Below are 14,307 nucleotides of genomic sequence, written 5' to 3' on the forward strand. Positions count from 1 at the left end.
AAGCTTATATGATACTGAAACAAAAATACAGATTGATTGGAACAATTCTACTATTTGTCGTGAGATTTTCGACTTTCGTCGACAAATATCTTGAATTTTTGTAAAGCGCGGGCTCGATGAGCCATTTGATTTTTCTCTGTCAAGCTCATTTCAGCAAATGTTCTTGACAATCCTTCGGGTTGAAAGACAGGGTCATACCCAAAACCTGATGTTCCTCGGGCTTCATGCGTGATTTGACCTTGTATTTCCCCCTCAAACTGCCTGTATTGTCCTTGAGTGTGGTAGGTCAGAACCGTAACAAATCGAGCATTCCGATGTTTTTCGGTACTCAAATTATGCAAAAGTAAATCAAGATTTCTTTGGTCATTTTTAGGCTCCCCAGCATACCTAGCTGAATAAACACCAGGAGCGCATCCTAAGGCTTCCACTTCTAATCCTGAATCATCCGATAAACAAGTAACCTGATAACGATTGGCTATGAATTGTGCTTTCAACAAGGAATTCTCTGCCAAGGTGCTTCCCGTTTCTGGTATTTCTTCGGTAAGTCCTAAATCTTGAACTGTTCTTACTTCAAAAAGTCCTTTCAATAAGGCCTCAATCTCTTCCACTTTATGGAGATTTTGCGTGGCTAGATACAATTTGGGCAGCATAAAATTATTGAATAGGAACTTCTATTTCAAAACACAATGGGGAGTTCGCAGGAATTGAACCTTGATTATTAGCACCATACCCCAATTTTGAAGGTATGATGATCATGGCCTTTTCACCCATTTTTAATTTCATGATTCCTTCATCAAAACCTGAAATTAGCTGACCCGCACCTACCAACATAGAAGCGCCCGTACGGGAATCAAAAATTGGATCAAAAATAACCTTTCCAGCAGCATCTAATTTTAAATAACTAAAGCCTAACCGTCCTGTATAATTTACCAAATAAGTTTGTGCAGGAGTTAATACTTTACCAGTAGGATTGGAAATTGTTTTTTGAAAAATCAAACCTGTGGCTGTCACTTCTGGATTATTGACATTATAGGTTTTCTTCATTTCTTCGATCACCTGATTTTCCGTTTGAATGGAAAGCAACTCTATATCTATTTTAATGACTGAAAAGGCGGGAATTAATCCATTACCATAAGAACTACCACCAAAGGCTAGATTGGCTGGTAAAATAAATACTCCCTTGTCCCCTTCTTTCATATAACGCAATGGAAGTGAAAAAATACTTTCAAAACTTCCGGTCACAAAGCCCCTGGGTTGTTTTAATACGCGTGAAGTGGAATCTACTTTAGAGCCATTTAATAAGGTCATCACATAGTGAAACTTAACTAAATCCGTATAATTGGCTTGCTTGCCAGAGGTTCCAGCAGATAAAATGGAATAATACATGCCTTCAGGTGACTTCTGGGCATTTAACTTATTATTCGTAATGTATTTTTGAATTTCACTATCGTTATTTTCAACTTGTTGGTCTATGGCATTAAAATTGCAACTTGAAAATCCGAAAATTGCCAGTATGAAAACTAAACTTAGGTAAATTGTACTTCTATTCATGGTAACTACTCATTAATTTTGGCTAAATAAACTTCAAACATCAGAGGTGTATAACCTGGAATGGATCCAGAACCTGATTGACCGTAACCCAAGGTGGAAGGAAATACTAAAATTGCTTTTTCACCCAAACGCATTTTTTCAATTCCTTTTTGGAATCCCTGTACTGTTTGTGTCCCACCAATGGTCACAGAAAGGCTATCCGTTTTCAACATATTACCATCAAAGGCAAAACCATTTAGGAATCTACCCGTATATTTAATCTTCACTACTTTTCCTGTAGCTGGTAATTCTCCCGTTCCTTTCACGAGCTGAATGAAACGTAAACCTTCTTCGGTAGTTTCTGTTACAACATATTTTCTTGCTGCAATAAACTCATTGATATTATCTGTTTGTGAGCGAACTTTGTAGGACTTAATCGTAACTTTCATGGGTGTATAAGCAGGAAGACCTGGAAAATCCTGAGATGTTCCTGGCAAAGCCATGACAGCTTCTTCCCCTTCCCGTACAAAAGCCATCAAACGACTAAACACTGGATTGGTAAAACCATAACGGTAAACGTAAGGCGCGTTTAACTTGCGATCTGTACTATCCAAAACTTGACCCGTGACCAAATTTGCGAATTCGTAATGGACCGAGAGCGTATCGCCTTTGGTCGCTAATTCGCCTCCTTGATTACTCTTGGTGACCACATAATAAGCCCCATTTTCCATGACAATCGGGCTTTGTCCAAGTTTAGAAAAATAAGAAGCAATCTGAGCTTGATTTTCTTTGGCTCTAATTTCATCTACCAATTCCACATTGCTTAAGCAAGCCCCCAAACCCAAAGTCAAAGCTAAAAAAGCACTAATTCTAACAAACATTCGATTGACCATCATCATATACATTCACTAATTCACTCCATTTTATTCCATACTAAACGAAAATGCTATCGGATTCGTATGGAATAAATAAGAAAGGGGACCGAAATCCCCTTAAAATTTATTTTTTGTTCAATAACTCTACTTCAAATACCAATACCGAGTTGGCTGGAATAGGACCACGCTCTTGATCTCCATAACCTAAGGCAGACGGAATCACAAATACGCCTTTCCCTCCTTTTTTCAATAAAGTCAACGCCTCATTAAAACCTGGAATCATTTGACCTAATGGCATTTCAGCGGCACTGCCTTTATCAAATTCTTTACCGTCTAAGAATGAACCACGGTAATTTACAGTCCAAGTCTCACCCATTTTAGCCGAAACACCAGCACCTGGGCTAAGGATAGAATAATATAAACCTGAAGCAGATTTTTGGAATGTCTTACCTGATTTGGCTACATAGTCAGCTATCACTTTAGGCTCTTGCGCTAATTTTCCTGCCGCAGCTTGCTTATTCACAGCAGCTTCTTTTTCCATTTCTTTTTCAAACTCCGCACGAGATTGCACTTTTAATACCTTCACGGTGTATTTCAAATCAGAACCTGGCTTCAAGAATGGAGGCAGGGGCGCTTGAATGTTCTTGGTTAAGCTATCAATAGGAACCAAAATGGTCGCACTGTCGCCTAATGCTAATAAACGTAAACCATTTTCAAAAGTTCCCTTGAAAGAACCTGGAGCGTTATTCGGCGCTTGGATCATTCCTTTACCTGGTTTTCCTTCTTTGTATGTGTCCTGCAAAACAGAATCCGTTGAATTTTTAATTACTAATCCAAAAGTAATGATGTCTCCATCTTTTAATTTTTTGGCTTTGTCGTCATGACTGTGAAATTGAATTTTCACTCCGTCGATCACCTCGACTTTGTTTTGATTACATGCAGACAATAATACGACTGCGGATAAAAGACCAATGAGTTGTTTACGCATGATTGTTTTGTTGAGACCTAAGTCTGTTATGGATTGTTTTAGATTGTTTCGTTTATAAATTTTTAACTCGATTTATTTCAGAAAGATACAAAGGTAACACTTCTTGCAATTTTTCCTTCGCTCCCTCGATGGAGCTAGAAGAAAATCGACCACCGGAAGCATTTTTATGCCCACCACCCTCAAAATACTTAGATGCGAATTCATTCACAGCAAATGGCTCAATGGAACGAAAAGACAGTTTAATCCCATCTGGCCTCTGAATCAATAAGATGGCCCAAATGGCACCCGCTATTTGCAGTCCATAATTCACAATTCCCTCTGTATCTCCAGCTTGTGAATTATATTGTTTCTGATCTTCCTCGGTGATCCACATCAAAGACAAATGATATTCTGGCAAATAATCCAATCGGTTCGCCAAGACATGTCCTAAAAATCGTAAACGATCTAAACTAGCTGAATCAAAAATCTTTCGATGGATGGCATTGGTATTGACTCCCTTTTGAATGAGCTGGGCAACGACTTCATGCACATGAGCCGTGGTGTTCGGATGTCGGAATGAGCCCGTGTCGGTCATAATACCAGAATACAAACATGAACCCATTTCTTCATTGATACAGGCATCATCTCCCCATTCTTGAATTAAATCAAAAATCAGCTCACAGGTAGAAGCAGCCGTGATGCGGTGGTAATAATAATCTCCAAAGTCCTCAGGATTTAAATGATGATCGATCACCACTTTTATTCCCCGCGCTGCCTTGATGGGGTGACTTAATCCATGCAAACGTTGCATACCTGAAAAATCCAAACAAAAAATAAAAGCGGCTCCCTTCAACAAAGCCTCGATTTGAACTCGATGCAAGGTATCTTCAAAATTCAGAATTTGCTCGGCACCTGGCATCCATGTTAAGTTCGCCGAAACCGCTGATGGTACGATGACACTTACTTCTAAACCCAATTGGTTTAAATAATTTTGCCAGGCGAGTGATGAACCGATGGCATCTGAATCAGGATTAAAGTGCGTCGTAATGACTGCCTTAGTACCAGAGGTTAATTGTGCGTGAAGCGCCGAAATGGAAGACATAAAATTAATAAAGCGCCATAATAAATTTGGGCGTTCGCAAAGTTAAAGATAAATTTGAATAAAAATTTTACTATGCCTACAAATCGCACCTTTACCATGATTAAGCCGGATGCTGTCGCTGATGGATTCACAGGACCCATCATTCAACAAATTGAAGCTGCCGGATTTAAAATCATTGCTCTTAAAAAAGTACAATTAAGTAGTGAAGAAGCAGGTGCGTTTTATGCCGTTCACGCGGAGCGACCATTCTTCCAAAGTTTGTGTGATTACATGTGCTCAGGAGCCATCATTCCCATGGTTTTAGAAAAAGAAAATGCTGTGGAGGATTTCCGCAAACTTATCGGTGCTACCAACCCAGCACAAGCAGCCGAAGGAACTATTCGTAAGCAATTTGCGAGATCTTTGGAATCCAATGCCATTCATGGTTCTGATTCAGACGAAAATGCAGCCGTTGAAGGGGCATTCTTCTTTACGGAAAAAGAATTAGTTTAACCTAAGTTCGGGTTAAGTCCAAAGTACAAGTTGGTTTGTTTTTTCAGTTTGAATATTCAAAGATGCCTTTGGGGGAAAGTAGCTTTAGGCCGTTGTATGCGAACATTATCTGGTAAATAAAATGGCTTAGTGTTAGACAATACAGGGCTGTGCTTAGAACATGGCATTTCTTATATTGATAGAGATTGGTCATTGGAAGGAATCAAAAAACACCACAAAGTTACCAAGCCCAAAGATGTTGTAGCCATAGATGAAGAAGGTATAGTGAGAGAACTAAAAAGACCATCAGAACTCGTTGGTTTAGAATTAGTAGAACTTACCGAAGAATTAGAAAGGATTTTCGTTTCTATCCCTAATGCGAAGAAGCCACAAATACAAATTTGTGGCTTCTTACTAATATATTCAAATCTTACCTCATTCCCCCTGAAATATCAATCTCTTGGCCTGTAATCATAGTAGCCTCATCAGAAGAAAGAAAAACTACTAAATCGCCTACATCTGTTGGTTTCGCTAATCGCCCTAAGGCAACCCTAGCAACTAATCCTTTAAGCATATCAGAATCTTTTTCAATACCTAAGTTAATCAAGCCTTCTGTATGAATCGTACCAGGCAAAATAGAATTCACACGAATATTTTTAGGCCCAAGTTCCTGTGAACTCGCCTTTGTCAACATACTTACAGCTGCTTTTGATGCTGAATATAGTGACACAAAAGGTTCAGGATTTTTGCTAACTACCGAGCTAATATTGATGATACTTCCACCCTTCCCTTCAAAGTGTTTTACGGCCTCTTGCGATGCAATCAGTGTTCCTAGCACATTAATATTAAACATTCTGTGGAATGCATCCTCCGTTGAAGCTTCATAAGATGCTACCTCAAATACCCCAGCATTATTTACTAAAATGTCTATGTTGCCAAACGCATTGTTGGTTTCTTCAAATAGCCTTTTTACATCAGTCGCTTTTGATACATCCGCTTGAATGGCCATAGCAGTGCCACCATTAGCTGTAATTTCACCAACTACTCTTTCGGCATCTGCCTTGCTCGATGCATAATTCACGATCACTTTTGCACCAGCTGTACTCAATTGTTTTGCTATTCCTACACCAATTCCTTTTGATGCACCCGTGACAATGGCAACTTTGTTTGTTAAATCTTTATTCATTTTTTTATATTATTTTTATTTGTTTCATAAAGGTACTTTTAATTGTTTCGTTATGATACTTATAAGAAAATAAAGTAGTTACTTTGCAGTAACATTTAAATAAAATCAAAATGAAAGATGAACGATTTAGTTTTTCGGATTGTACGCTTACAAGGTCAATGGCAGTAATTGGCACAAAATGGAAGCCCATCATTGTTTGGGTTATACAAGATAAAAAGGTTCGTTTTGGACAACTAGATGCTTATATTTCTTTAATTACTCGAAAAGTTTTAACAGAGCAGCTCAAAGAATTAGAAGAAGATGGTATTGTAATTAGGCAGTCATTTAGCGAAACCCCGCCACGAGTAGAGTATTCACTTACTCAAAAAGGTTTAGATTTATTACCCATCCTTGGCCATGTAGTAGCATGGTACGATACCTATGAACCTAATGAAAAGTACAAGTTGATCAAGAATTAGATTAAGACTATTGGGGCATTTCCCTGCGGGTCGGGCTATTCAAAGCAATCTTTGTTCGTACCTCAAAAAGGATTTTCATTACTATCCCTAATGCGAAAACTCACAATCCTCATTTCACCTACACAATACCCCAATTTGGCTACATGTAGGAAAGACAATCTTTTGACCTTTGCATATCAAATAGTTAAAAATATAATTAAAAATGACAAAGGAGAATAAAAAAGTAGCATTAGTCACAGGAGCTAACAAAAGCATTGGCTTAGAAGTAGCAAGACAGCTTTTACAAAACAACGTGTTTGTTTATCTAGGAAGCCGCAATTTAGAAAGTGGGCAGAAAGCCGTTGAAGAACTTAAATCAGCAGGGTTTAAGAGTGTTGAAGCAATTGCAATAGATGTTGACAATGACGAATCCGTGCAAAAAGCACGAAAAATAATTGGCGACCAAAGCAATGTATTAGACATTCTTGTAAACAACGCAGGTATTAATGGTGGAATGCCTCAATCAGCACTTTCTGCAACCATGCAACAATTTAATACTGTTTACGAAACAAATGTGTTTGGTGTTGTTAGAGTTACGCAAGCATTTATAGACTTAATGCAAAAGTCTGACGAGCCAAGAATTGTCAACGTAAGTTCCAGTCAAGGTTCTATAACCTTATCATGCGACCCAACATACAAGTATTACAATTTCAAAGGGGCAGTTTACCATTCATCAAAAGCTGCCCTAAACATGTACACGGTCATATTAGCTTATGAACTTAAAGACACGGCTTTTAAAGTCAATGCAGTTAGTCCAGGATTTACCAAAACTGATTTCAATGCACATCGTGGCACAGGTACAGTTGAAGATGCAGGAAAAAGAATTGTAAAGTATGCCTTACTTGAACAAGATGGTCCAACAGGGAAGCTTTTTTGCGAAGAAACCAATCCAGTAACAGGAGAAATACCCTGGTAGAAATTTTCATAATCTATTAAAAATAAAAATGAGTAAGAACACAAAACATAAAACAACATTTCTGATTTGGCTTGCGATATATCCATTAATAACATTGATTTTCTATGTTTTCGGAGAGTATTTAATAGAAATTCCTTTGCCTTTGCGAACATGTATACTTACAGGTTTTTTAGTTCCTGTTATGGTTTATATACTATTGCCATTTTATACTCGGATATTTTCAAAATGGTTGAATAAATAGGCATTACGTCCAGGGCAAGTGCATTCGAAAATATTAAATAATGTTTATGTCATTCAAAATTAAAATTTTACATAATGAAAAAGGAAGAAGATATACCATATAGATTTGAATCCTTGTCTCAATTACATAGGATGCTTGAGCTACCAAAGCCCAAGCATCCTCTAATAAGTTTAATAGAAAACTTAGACAATCGTTTTGATCTTTCAAAGCTACCAAAGTCATTTATTCATAACTTTTATAAAATTTCCTATAAAACAAATCTAAAAGGCAAAATCAAGTATGGTCAAAGCTTTTATGATTTTGATGAAGGTGGCATGTTATTCACCCAGCCTAATCAGTTAGGTGGCACAAATGGTGATCATAATAGCGACTATTCGGGATATACGTTGTTCATCCATCCCGATTTTTTATTGAAATACCCACTTTCAAAAAACATAAAACAGTATGGGTTTTTTTCATACGATGTAAGCGAAGCTTTGCATTTATCAGATAGTGAAAAAGATATCATCTTTTCTGTTTTTGAAATCATGCAAAAAGAGCTCAACGAAAGAATTGATGACTATAGCCAAGATGTCGTAGTGTCTCAAATTGAATTGTTATTGAATTATAGTAATCGTTTTTATAAACGACAATTCATTACTCGCAAAGCGATAAATAATGATTTAATACAAAAGTTAGAAGCTATTTTGGACGGCTATTTCAATTCCGATACATCTTTAATGCAAGGAATTCCAACAGTACAGGTCCTTTCTGAAAATCTACACCTTTCCCCAAATTATTTGAGTGATTTATTGCGTAGCCTTACAGGTCAAAACACTCAACAGCACATCCACAATAAACTCATCGAAAAAGCCAAAGAAAAACTATCAACGACTAATCTTACGGTTTCGGAGATTGCTTATGAATTAGGCTTTGAACATAGCCAGAGCTTTAGCAAGCTGTTTAAAAGTAAAACCAACGTGTCACCATTAGAGTTTCGGGCTAGTTTTAGTTAGAGTGGCCCCATCTCTTAAAGTGTGTAAGTAGAAAATAGTGTTGGTTTTGGCCTTCATTATTTTTTTTTACATTTAAACACATAATAGGATGGTACCGAAATGAGTAAAAAATTCTTGGAATAAGGTTGGAATAAGGATTGTATTCTGCAGTCCTATTCCCTTGTTTTCAAAATTAATATCTACTACCTACTGTATCTTTTGGAATAGATTTTTCAATCAATTCTAAATCAGATAAGGTTAGCTCAATATTGTATGCACCTAAATTTTCTTCCAATCTATGTATTTTTCTTGTACCAGGTATAGCTATGATTTCTTCATATTGGCTCAATATCCAAGCTAGGGCTATTTGGGCTTTAGTTACACCTTTGCCATTTGCTATTTGATCAATTATTTCTATAAATTTTAAATTTCCTTGAAAGGCTTCTTCGGTAAATCGGGGATTGTCCAATCTAAAATCGCCAGCTTCAAAATCGGCCCTACTTTTATAAGCACCTGTCAAAAATCCTCTACCTAGCGGGCTGTATGAAACAAAGGTTATTCCAAGCTCTTTACAAACTTCTAAAATCTCTTGTTCGGGTTCACGAGACCATAGTGAAAACTCACATTGGACTGCACTTATCGGATGCACCTTATGGGCTCTACGAATGGTTTCGGCATTTACTTCAGATATGCCTATGTATTTTACTTTTCCTTCTTTTACTAAATCAGACATAGCACCTACAATCGTCTCTATATCCACATCAGGTGCTTGTCGATGCATGTAAAATAAATCAATAGTTTCAACGCCTAAATTTGTCAAACTCAGCTCACAAGCTTCTTTGATATACTCAGGTTGTCCATTCAGTCCTAACCATTCGCCATTTGGCCCACGCAACACACCAAACTTAGTAGCCACCACTATATCGTTCCATTTGCCTGAAAAAGCTTTTCCAAGTAATTTTTCATTAGCCCCACTACCATACATGTGGGCTGTATCAAAAAAATTTACACCTAATTCAATCGCCTCCTGCAAAGTTTTTATAGACTCTGCTTCATCAAAAGCACCATAAAACTCTGACATCCCCATACAGCCAAGACCCAGTCGGTTTATTTGAAGTGTGCTATTTCCTAATCTTGTTGACTTGTTCATTTTTATATATTTTAGTTAAGTGCAAAGTTCAACCAAAATAAATAAGTAACCTTTGCAAAGGTCAATCTATAATTTACAAAATTCAATCATTTCTATATTTCAGTGGTGAAAAAAGAGTGTGTTTCTTAAAAAAATTAGAGAAATGGGCTACTTCTTCAAAACCAAGCGTATAAGCAATCTCAGAAATATTCCATTGGGTTTGTTTGAGTAGAATTTTAGCTTCTTCAGCAATTCTTCCATTTACTATTTCAGTAGTGCTTTTGCCCGTAGCTTCTTTCAATACTTTATTTAAATGATTGATATGTATACCTAACGTTTTAGCAAAATCAGTGGGTGTTTTGAGTTGAATTACCTGAGAATGATTTTCAATTGGAAACTGCCTTTCTAGCAGCTCAATAAAAAGCGAAGTAATTCTACTAGAAGCGTTTGTGGCGTTGGATAAACTATCTATGGGTTTCAATTTTTGGCCAGCATGAATAAGCTCTAACACGTAGTTGCGTATCAGGTCATACTTATATGCATAGTCAGCAGATAATTCTTCATCCATTTTTTTGAATATAATTTCAAGCTTAGCATACTGCTCGTCAGAGAGTTGATATACAAAATCACTATTGATTTTATAAATTGGAAAATCATCTAAACTCTGCCCAGTCAATGATTTTGACAAAAACTCTTTAGTAAAGACACAAAAAAATCCCCTTTGTTCCTTGTCTTGTGGAATGTATCTATAAGGTATCTTTGGTGTGGCAAATAAAATACCTTGGGTTTCTATGATTACCGATTTGCCTGCAAACTCTACAAGATTTCTCCCTTTTATTAAACTGATTTTATAATACAACCTTCGATTATAAGCCATTTCGGCCTTGTTTCTGCTGCTATGGTAAAACTTGGCACTATCAAAAACATTAAAATGCCCAAGATCCCTAGCATTTTTGGGATTGAAAAAATTCTCTAAAGTAAAGCCGATATCTTGATAAAAAGCCTTGATACTTATATTTTCCATTTTTGTAAAATTCAAATAATTGCAAATTTACACATTCTTAAAATACTTGGGGCATTCCTTTACTAACCTGAGTTCGGATTAAGCCCAAAATACAAGCTGGTTTGTTTTTTCAGTTTGAATATTCAAAGATGGCTTTGGAGGAAAGTAGCTGTAGGCCGTTAAAATTGAAATGATATTGAACAAAAAGCCATTAAGTGATCTATGTCTTGAATGTTCCAGTTAATAGAGATTTTTCAGTTCGTCATTAACAGTTTCAATAATTGCTCTTTTTCGGAGTAGTATTTTATCTTTCAGACACATCAAATGATTCTTCCAATTTTTCTTTACTTTGGTGTAGTGCTGTATTCCAGCTTTGAAATTGTGTCGAACAAGGCTTTGCTTAAATAACCCTTGTTTCAAATAATTTACCAAAAATGTTCTTAGTCAGTTCTTGAACAACTTTAATAATTCGATCATCAACATTGCCTTGCGAGAGGTGAAATGCAAATATTTTTTCCTTTTCATGGATGATTAAGTGCAATTTAAAACCATAAAACCAGCCCATACTACTCTTCCCTCTTTTGGCAGTGAAAGGTTTTGTGCCAAGTAATCCTTTGATTTCGACAAACTTTATATTGTTGTGGAGTCAATAAAGCTAACACTGCTACACTTTGCTAATCTACATTCTTTCAAAAAAAGCATAAAAGGCACTACCACCTTTACTTGAAATTCAATAAAACGATTGTAAAAACCAATTTTGGAAACAAATGGCCGTAATGCTCTTTAATGACTTGAAAGTATCATGTTTTAAACAACGATGGGCTCCAAGGCAAAATCCAATCATTATGGTAATAATTTCGGAATCCGACATTTGAGAAGCTCTATTTCTAGCTTTTTTCTTGGATTCTAAAGCCAATTTCTTTGCTTTTAAGATACTTTTTGAATTTTTTGACAAAATCATCACCTTCAACGAAGATTTCAATAATTTTATCTTGGTACATAAGAAGAATAAATACTGTTAATTAACTGATTATCAACTACTAATAAACACAAAAACCTCTTATGAACCAGCTTTTTTATTCTATTTCTTAACCCGAATTCAGGTTAGTTTTTTAGTTATTTGTGCTTAAAAAATAGAAATCCATTCTCCTCTTTCATAAAGGTGATGTTGGGATGATATTTCATCGCATCATCCACATCGTTTTTCATGATAAAATAGGTAGGCCTATCTACACGTTGAATCCTTAAGAGTGTTTCCCCATCTGGGGAGGCACTCAATTTTTGAAAATACAACAGGTGTGCAAATGATTTGAAACCAACGGTTTCAATGTACACGTTTTGTCCCACCTTGGATTCGTAAAAATCAATGACTGTCGCCTGGGTATAGCCTTCAATTTTGGGTACTACCAAAGCCATGTATAACATAATAATGGCAATCCCTGAAATCATCAATCCATAGATTCGCTTGGAAGAAACAGCTCCTTTGCGAGCAATCCAATAGATGATAGCCAAAGCAAAGCCTATTCCTATCAAGATTTCAAAACCTGACCAATAAACGGGTGCCTGCAAATTTCCTTGTACGAATTTGTCTTGAATCAAAGGAATAAATTCAAAAGAATGCGTTCCAATATAGGGTATTAAAGATAGGATGAAGGAAAAAAGCAAGCCAATAACCAAAAGGCCAATGCTATACCATTTTTTCCAAGTTCCCAAGCCCGTCTCCCAATCGCACAATACACGAGCAGAAAAAAAGCTCAATGGAATCCAACACATGGAGGAATAATGGACAATCTTGGTTTTAACCAAACTGAATAAAATCAAGACCACCCAAAATAATATTCGAAACCAAACACTTAGATCACGCTCTTGTAGAGTTGCCAAATTGACTTCCGATTTTCGAGAAATTAAAGGACTTATGGCCCAAATGGAGATTGGAAAACATCCAAAAAGTAAAACGAGTGCATGGTAATAAAAAGGTTGCCCATGACCTGCGTCACCCGTTGTTAATAGGCGAATTTGATAGGCAAAAAAGTCGGAAATAATCCCCGATCCAAATTTCAATGCGATGATTCCATACCAAGAAATGAAGAAAAGAATCGCAATGATGCTCACCCATGTCAAGGCTTTCAACCAGGCTAGTAGTCGGCTCCACTCCTTTGGATTCAATACCACATAAGTTAGGGCGCATAATCCCCAAATTAATAGCGCTACGGGGCCTTTGGTCAATAAAGCTAAACCGATGAAAATGGCTGAAATGAGAAGTTCTTTGATGGCAAAATTTTCCCAATAGGATAGAACCAAATGATAAATACCCAAGAAAATCAACAAATTGAATAAAGGATCGATGATTCCTGAGCTAGCATAAACATGAGGAGTGATGGCTGCAAGATAAGAAAAGGCCCACAAATGCCCCATTTTGGAGGAAAAATGTGTCGTTCCTATCCGATATAAGATTAAAAGTGTCGCTATTCCAATGAGGGCATTGGGAAAGCGAGCAGCAAATTCCATGCTAGTCCAAGCTGTGTCGGTAAAAGTTCCGAAAAACTGAAAACTCAAAGCCTGAAGCCATATAAATAAGGGAGGTTTCTCCCAAAAAGGCATAAAATTAATCTGCACACTGAGGTAGTCGCCCGTTTTAATCATTTCCCTAGCGGACTCAGCAAAATTGATTTCATCCCAATCGAATAAATGACTAGCACCTAGAAAAGGAATATATACCAAGGCGCCGATCATGAACCAAAAAAGGTAAGGTTTACGCAGAAGGATTGGACTCATGAGCCGATTTTTTAAAGATGGTCAAATAATATAGGATGGCAGAGCTAAGTACACCGATGATAGCTCCAACGGCCGTATCGATGGGAAAATGCTGAAAAAGGTAAACGCGCGACAGGGCTACTCCAGCGGCCAGACAGGCCAAGAAAACACCCCAGCGAGCTGATTTTGCCGCCAAAGCCATCCAGAAAAACATAAACCATGCTGCAGCTGTATGACCAGAAGGCATGCTATTAAATTCATTGATAAATACCCCAGGCACCATGTACCAGTCATAACTTTCATTTCGAAAATAGGCAAAGGGCCTCAAGTTCCCAGCAAAGACTAAATGCTTTAAAGCTTGGGTAATCAAGGTGGATAGCAAATAGGATCCCAAATAAGGTAAAACCCATTTACGCTTTTGGAAGTATAGAAAAAGAGCAAAAAGCAAGGGTAGGAATACTTCGGCTAAACTGGTAAAAAACTTAAAAATGAGATCCAACACAGGTTGATGCCACTCATTAATCCAGCGCATTTGATCAAACCGAGAAAAAGCAAGGACATAAATCCAAACAAGAACTTCAAAGAACAGCCAAGTGCGGATAAATGAACGGATAGAAGCAGGTAGTTGAATCATGAATTCAAAGGTCGTAAGATTTTATCAA

15 protein-coding genes and 1 pseudogene are annotated in these 14,307 nt (G+C 37.0%); 5 read left to right on the forward strand and 11 right to left on the reverse strand.

Annotation, left to right across the window (positions count from 1 at the left end; all coding sequences use genetic code 11):
• Positions 1–50 precede the first annotated feature (50 nt).
• From rdgB to U0R11_RS00780, 5 genes are all read right to left on the reverse strand, one after another.
• On the reverse strand, positions 51–650 hold the full coding sequence (gene rdgB, locus U0R11_RS00760) for an RdgB/HAM1 family non-canonical purine NTP pyrophosphatase (protein ID WP_406749348.1): 600 nt from the start codon (positions 648–650) through the stop codon (positions 51–53).
• Between the two features lie 4 nt (positions 651–654).
• Positions 655–1,551 (reverse strand): FKBP-type peptidyl-prolyl cis-trans isomerase, encoded by an 897-nt coding sequence (locus U0R11_RS00765; RefSeq protein ID WP_406749349.1) that lies wholly within the window; start codon positions 1,549–1,551, stop codon positions 655–657.
• 5 nt (positions 1,552–1,556) lie between these two features.
• Positions 1,557–2,411, reverse strand: coding sequence for an FKBP-type peptidyl-prolyl cis-trans isomerase (locus U0R11_RS00770; RefSeq protein ID WP_406749350.1), 855 nt, complete (start codon positions 2,409–2,411; stop codon positions 1,557–1,559).
• Between the two features lie 118 nt (positions 2,412–2,529).
• Entirely contained in the window at positions 2,530–3,393 is an 864-nt protein-coding gene (locus U0R11_RS00775) for an FKBP-type peptidyl-prolyl cis-trans isomerase (RefSeq protein WP_406749351.1), read from the reverse strand.
• Positions 3,394–3,445: 52 nt separating this feature from the next.
• A complete protein-coding gene (locus U0R11_RS00780) occupies positions 3,446–4,474 on the reverse strand; it encodes a DHH family phosphoesterase (RefSeq protein WP_406749352.1) in 1,029 nt (342 codons plus the stop codon).
• 72 nt (positions 4,475–4,546) lie between these two features.
• Between U0R11_RS00780 and U0R11_RS00785 the strand changes: the two genes are divergently transcribed.
• Together U0R11_RS00785 and U0R11_RS00790 are read left to right on the forward strand one after the other, a co-directional pair.
• Complete coding sequence (locus tag U0R11_RS00785; protein ID WP_406749353.1) at positions 4,547–4,966, forward strand: nucleoside-diphosphate kinase; 420 nt, start codon at positions 4,547–4,549, stop codon at positions 4,964–4,966.
• 129 nt (positions 4,967–5,095) lie between these two features.
• Positions 5,096–5,416, forward strand: coding sequence for a hypothetical protein (locus tag U0R11_RS00790; RefSeq protein WP_406749354.1), 321 nt, complete (start codon positions 5,096–5,098; stop codon positions 5,414–5,416).
• On the opposite strand, the gene U0R11_RS00795 is transcribed toward U0R11_RS00790, so the two are convergent.
• Positions 5,376–6,131: an SDR family NAD(P)-dependent oxidoreductase gene (locus tag U0R11_RS00795; protein ID WP_406749355.1), complete on the reverse strand. Its 756-nt coding sequence runs from the start codon at positions 6,129–6,131 to the stop codon at positions 5,376–5,378. The genes U0R11_RS00790 and U0R11_RS00795 overlap by 41 nt on opposite strands.
• 110 nt (positions 6,132–6,241) lie before the next feature.
• Between U0R11_RS00795 and U0R11_RS00800 the strand changes: the two genes are divergently transcribed.
• From U0R11_RS00800 to U0R11_RS00810, 3 genes are all read left to right on the forward strand, one after another.
• Entirely contained in the window at positions 6,242–6,589 is a 348-nt protein-coding gene (locus U0R11_RS00800; protein ID WP_406749356.1) for a winged helix-turn-helix transcriptional regulator, read from the forward strand.
• Positions 6,590–6,791: 202 nt separating this feature from the next.
• Entirely contained in the window at positions 6,792–7,544 is a 753-nt protein-coding gene (locus tag U0R11_RS00805; RefSeq protein WP_406749357.1) for an SDR family oxidoreductase, read from the forward strand.
• Between the two features lie 315 nt (positions 7,545–7,859).
• Positions 7,860–8,780, forward strand: coding sequence for a helix-turn-helix domain-containing protein (locus U0R11_RS00810; RefSeq protein WP_406749358.1), 921 nt, complete (start codon positions 7,860–7,862; stop codon positions 8,778–8,780).
• A 172-nt stretch (positions 8,781–8,952) separates the two neighbouring features.
• Here the strand turns inward: U0R11_RS00810 and U0R11_RS00815 are convergent, their stop codons facing one another.
• The 5 genes and pseudogenes from U0R11_RS00815 to U0R11_RS00835 form a co-directional block, all read right to left on the reverse strand.
• Positions 8,953–9,909, reverse strand: a complete 957-nt coding sequence (locus U0R11_RS00815; protein WP_406749359.1) for an aldo/keto reductase — start codon at positions 9,907–9,909, stop codon at positions 8,953–8,955.
• Positions 9,910–9,991: 82 nt separating this feature from the next.
• Positions 9,992–10,912, reverse strand: coding sequence for a helix-turn-helix domain-containing protein (locus tag U0R11_RS00820; RefSeq protein WP_406749360.1), 921 nt, complete (start codon positions 10,910–10,912; stop codon positions 9,992–9,994).
• Between the two features lie 219 nt (positions 10,913–11,131).
• Positions 11,132–11,456, reverse strand: a pseudogene (locus U0R11_RS00825) (transposase).
• 551 nt (positions 11,457–12,007) lie between these two features.
• Complete coding sequence (locus U0R11_RS00830; RefSeq protein WP_406749361.1) at positions 12,008–13,666, reverse strand: ArnT family glycosyltransferase; 1,659 nt, start codon at positions 13,664–13,666, stop codon at positions 12,008–12,010.
• Complete coding sequence (locus tag U0R11_RS00835; RefSeq protein WP_406749362.1) at positions 13,644–14,279, reverse strand: phosphatase PAP2 family protein; 636 nt, start codon at positions 14,277–14,279, stop codon at positions 13,644–13,646. Before U0R11_RS00835 ends, U0R11_RS00830 begins: the two co-directional genes overlap by 23 nt.
• Positions 14,280–14,307 lie beyond the last annotated feature (28 nt).

This window comes from Aquirufa salirivi (genome assembly GCF_045310485.1).
GTDB classification, from domain to species: Bacteria; Bacteroidota; Bacteroidia; order Cytophagales; family Spirosomataceae; genus Aquirufa; species Aquirufa salirivi.

Bases quoted from the DNA above. Each gene is read 5' to 3' on its own strand.
- rdgB (WP_406749348.1), bottom strand. From the start codon at position 650: ATGCTGCCCAAATTGTATCTAGCCACGCAAAATCTCCATAAAGTGGAA.
- U0R11_RS00765 (WP_406749349.1), bottom strand. From the start codon at position 1,551: ATGAATAGAAGTACAATTTACCTAAGTTTAGTTTTCATACTGGCAATT.
- U0R11_RS00770 (WP_406749350.1), bottom strand. From the start codon at position 2,411: ATGTTTGTTAGAATTAGTGCTTTTTTAGCTTTGACTTTGGGTTTGGGG.
- U0R11_RS00775 (WP_406749351.1), bottom strand. From the start codon at position 3,393: ATGCGTAAACAACTCATTGGTCTTTTATCCGCAGTCGTATTATTGTCT.
- U0R11_RS00780 (WP_406749352.1), bottom strand. From the start codon at position 4,474: ATGTCTTCCATTTCGGCGCTTCACGCACAATTAACCTCTGGTACTAAG.
- U0R11_RS00785 (WP_406749353.1), top strand. From the start codon at position 4,547: ATGCCTACAAATCGCACCTTTACCATGATTAAGCCGGATGCTGTCGCT.
- U0R11_RS00795 (WP_406749355.1), bottom strand. From the start codon at position 6,131: ATGAATAAAGATTTAACAAACAAAGTTGCCATTGTCACGGGTGCATCA.
- U0R11_RS00800 (WP_406749356.1), top strand. From the start codon at position 6,242: ATGAAAGATGAACGATTTAGTTTTTCGGATTGTACGCTTACAAGGTCA.
- U0R11_RS00805 (WP_406749357.1), top strand. From the start codon at position 6,792: ATGACAAAGGAGAATAAAAAAGTAGCATTAGTCACAGGAGCTAACAAA.
- U0R11_RS00810 (WP_406749358.1), top strand. From the start codon at position 7,860: ATGAAAAAGGAAGAAGATATACCATATAGATTTGAATCCTTGTCTCAA.
- U0R11_RS00815 (WP_406749359.1), bottom strand. From the start codon at position 9,909: ATGAACAAGTCAACAAGATTAGGAAATAGCACACTTCAAATAAACCGA.
- U0R11_RS00820 (WP_406749360.1), bottom strand. From the start codon at position 10,912: ATGGAAAATATAAGTATCAAGGCTTTTTATCAAGATATCGGCTTTACT.
- U0R11_RS00830 (WP_406749361.1), bottom strand. From the start codon at position 13,666: ATGAGTCCAATCCTTCTGCGTAAACCTTACCTTTTTTGGTTCATGATC.
- U0R11_RS00835 (WP_406749362.1), bottom strand. From the start codon at position 14,279: ATGATTCAACTACCTGCTTCTATCCGTTCATTTATCCGCACTTGGCTG.